Raw genomic sequence first — 3,167 nt, 5'->3', positions numbered from 1 at the left:
TGCTCTTTAAAAATTTGGAAAAGCTGATAATAAAATTCGTATGAATACAATGTATTTGTACAGAGTTTTCAAAAGTAAAAAAGAATGATAGCAGTATCATTCAGTGCCATTTAATCACTCTTATGAGTTGATTGATTGGTATCTACTTTAGTATTCAATATTAACTTCTGGCGAAGTTAAACTGTCACACAACAAAGACCCGTTTGGGTTGTATGGTTAAGTGACTAAGCGTACACGGTGGATGCCTTGGCAGTTGGAGGCGATGAAGGACGTATTAACTTGCGATAAGCCTAGTCAAGCTAGTAAAAAGCACTTGAGACTAGGATTTCCGAATGGGGAAACCCACCTGCTTGCAGGTATCGTTAACTGAATACATAGGTTAACGAGGCGAACGCGGAGAACTGAAACATCTAAGTACCCGTAGGAAAAGAAATCAACCGAGATTCCGAAAGTAGCGGCGAGCGAAATCGGAACAGCCCTTAAGCTTATTATGTGTTAATGGAAGGCTCTGGAAAGTGCCACGATACAGGGTGATAGTCCCGTACATGAAAAGACATTTTAAGTGAAATCGAGTAGGTCGGAGCACGTGAAACTTTGACTGAATATAGGTGGACCATCATCTAAGGCTAAATACTCCCAACTGACCGATAGTGAACCAGTACCGTGAGGGAAAGGCGAAAAGAACCCCTGTGAGGGGAGTGAAATAGAACCTGAAACCGTGTACGTACAAGCAGTAGGAGCAGACTTGTTCTGTGACTGCGTACCTTTTGTATAATGGGTCAGCGACTTATATTTTGTAGCGAGGTTAACCGATTAGGGTAGCCGTAGGGAAACCGAGTCTTAACTGGGCGAATAGTTGCAAGGTATAGACCCGAAACCCGGTGATCTAGCCATGGGCAGGTTGAAGGTTGAGTAACATCAACTGGAGGACCGAACCCACTAACGTTGAAAAGTTAGGGGATGACCTGTGGCTAGGAGTGAAAGGCTAATCAAACCGGGAGATAGCTGGTTCTCCCCGAAATCTATTTAGGTAGAGCCTCGGACGAATACTTACGGGGGTAGAGCACTGTTAAGGCTAGGGGGTCATCCCGACTTACCAACCCTTTGCAAACTCCGAATACCGTAAAGTACTATCCGGGAGACACACGGCGGGTGCTAACGTCCGTCGTGAAGAGGGAAACAACCCAGACCGCCAGCTAAGGTCCCAAAGTCATAGTTAAGTGGGAAACGATGTGGAAAGGCCCAGACAGCCAGGAGGTTGGCTTAGAAGCAGCCATCCTTTAAAGAAAGCGTAATAGCTCACTGGTCGAGTCGGTCTGCGCGGAAGATGTAACGGGGCTAAACTATGCACCGAAGCTGCGGATTCAGAATTTATTCTGAGTGGTAGGGGAGCGTTCTGTAAGCCGTTGAAGGTGACCCGGGAGGGTTGCTGGAGGTATCAGAAGTGCGAATGCTGACATGAGTAACGATAATGCGGGTGAAAAACCCGCACGCCGGAAGACCAAGGGTTCCTATCCCATGTTAATCAGGGTAGGGTAAGTCGACCCCTAAGGCGAGGCCGAAAGGCGTAGTCGATGGGAAACGGATTAATATTTCCGTACTTGGTATAATTGCGATGGGGGGACGGAGAAGGCTAAGCAAGCATGGCGATGGTTGTCCATGTGAAAGTGAGTAGGGCGTTTGTTTAGGTAAATCCGGACGAACATTAAACCTGAGACACGAGACGAGTCACTACGGTGATGAAGTTGCTGATGCCATACTTCCAGGAAAAGCCTCTAAGCTTCAGATTATACCGAATCGTACCCCAAACCGACACAGGTGGTCAGGTAGAGAATACTAAGGCGCTTGAGAGAACTCGGGTGAAGGAACTAGGCAAAATCGTACCGTAACTTCGGGAGAAGGTACGCTCCTATCTGTGATGAGACTTGCTCTCTAAGCGGACGGGAGCCGCAGTGACCAGGTGGCTGGGACTGTTTATTAAAAACACAGCACTGTGCAAAATCGCAAGATGACGTATACGGTGTGACACCTGCCCGGTGCCGGAAGGTTAATTGATGGGGTTATCTTCGGAGAAGCTCTTGATCGAAGCCCCGGTAAACGGCGGCCGTAACTATAACGGTCCTAAGGTAGCGAAATTCCTTGTCGGGTAAGTTCCGACCTGCACGAATGGTGTAACCATGGCCACGCTGTCTCCACCCGAGACTCAGTGAAATTGAAATCGCAGTGAAGATGCTGTGTACCCGCGGCTAGACGGAAAGACCCCGTGAACCTTTACTACAGCTTGGCACTGAACATTGAACCTACATGTGTAGGATAGGTGGGAGACTTTGAAGATGAGACGCTAGTCTTGTTGGAGTCGTCCTTGAAATACCACCCTTGTAGTTTTGATGTTCTAACGTTGGCCCCTGAATCGGGGTTACGGACAGTGCCTGGTGGGTAGTTTGACTGGGGCGGTCTCCTCCCAAAGAGTAACGGAGGAGCACGAAGGTTGGCTAAGTACGGTCGGACATCGTACGGTTAGTGTAATGGTAGAAGCCAGCTTAACTGCGAGACAGACACGTCGAGCAGGTACGAAAGTAGGTCATAGTGATCCGGTGGTTCTGAATGGAAGGGCCATCGCTCAACGGATAAAAGGTACTCCGGGGATAACAGGCTGATACCGCCCAAGAGTTCATATCGACGGCGGTGTTTGGCACCTCGATGTCGGCTCATCACATCCTGGGGCTGAAGTCGGTCCCAAGGGTATGGCTGTTCGCCATTTAAAGTGGTACGCGAGCTGGGTTTAGAACGTCGTGAGACAGTTCGGTCCCTATCTGCCGTGGGCGTTTGAGAATTGAGAGGGGTTGCTCCTAGTACGAGAGGACCGGAGTGAACGAACCGCTGGTGTTCGGGTTGTCATGCCAATGGCATTGCCCGGTAGCTACGTTCGGAACTGATAAGCGCTGAAAGCATCTAAGCGCGAAGCAGGCCTCGAGATGAGTTCTCACTAGACTTTTAAAGTCTCTGAAGGGCCGTTGAAGACTACAACGTTGATAGGCAAGATGTGGAAGTGGTGTGAGCCATTAAGCTAACTTGTACTAATTACCCGTGAGGCTTAACCATACAACGCCAAACGCGTTTTATGTGATAGTGAAACAAGCGAAGAAGTTAATATAACTAAAGTAGAT

At 48.5% G+C, this 3,167-nt stretch carries 1 rRNA gene; it reads left to right on the top strand.

Going from position 1 to position 3,167, the window contains the following annotated elements:
* Window positions 1-214 precede the first annotated feature (214 nt).
* Window positions 215-3,102, top strand: a 23S ribosomal RNA gene (locus tag CWB62_RS16070).
* The last annotated feature ends 65 nt before the right edge of the window (window positions 3,103-3,167 follow it).

The organism is Pseudoalteromonas sp. S408 (assembly GCF_005886645.1).
In the GTDB taxonomy this organism is placed as follows: Bacteria; Pseudomonadota; Gammaproteobacteria; order Enterobacterales; family Alteromonadaceae; genus Pseudoalteromonas.
The sequence above is the reverse complement of the archived record's forward strand: the minus strand, read 5'-3'. Positions and strand labels throughout refer to the sequence as shown.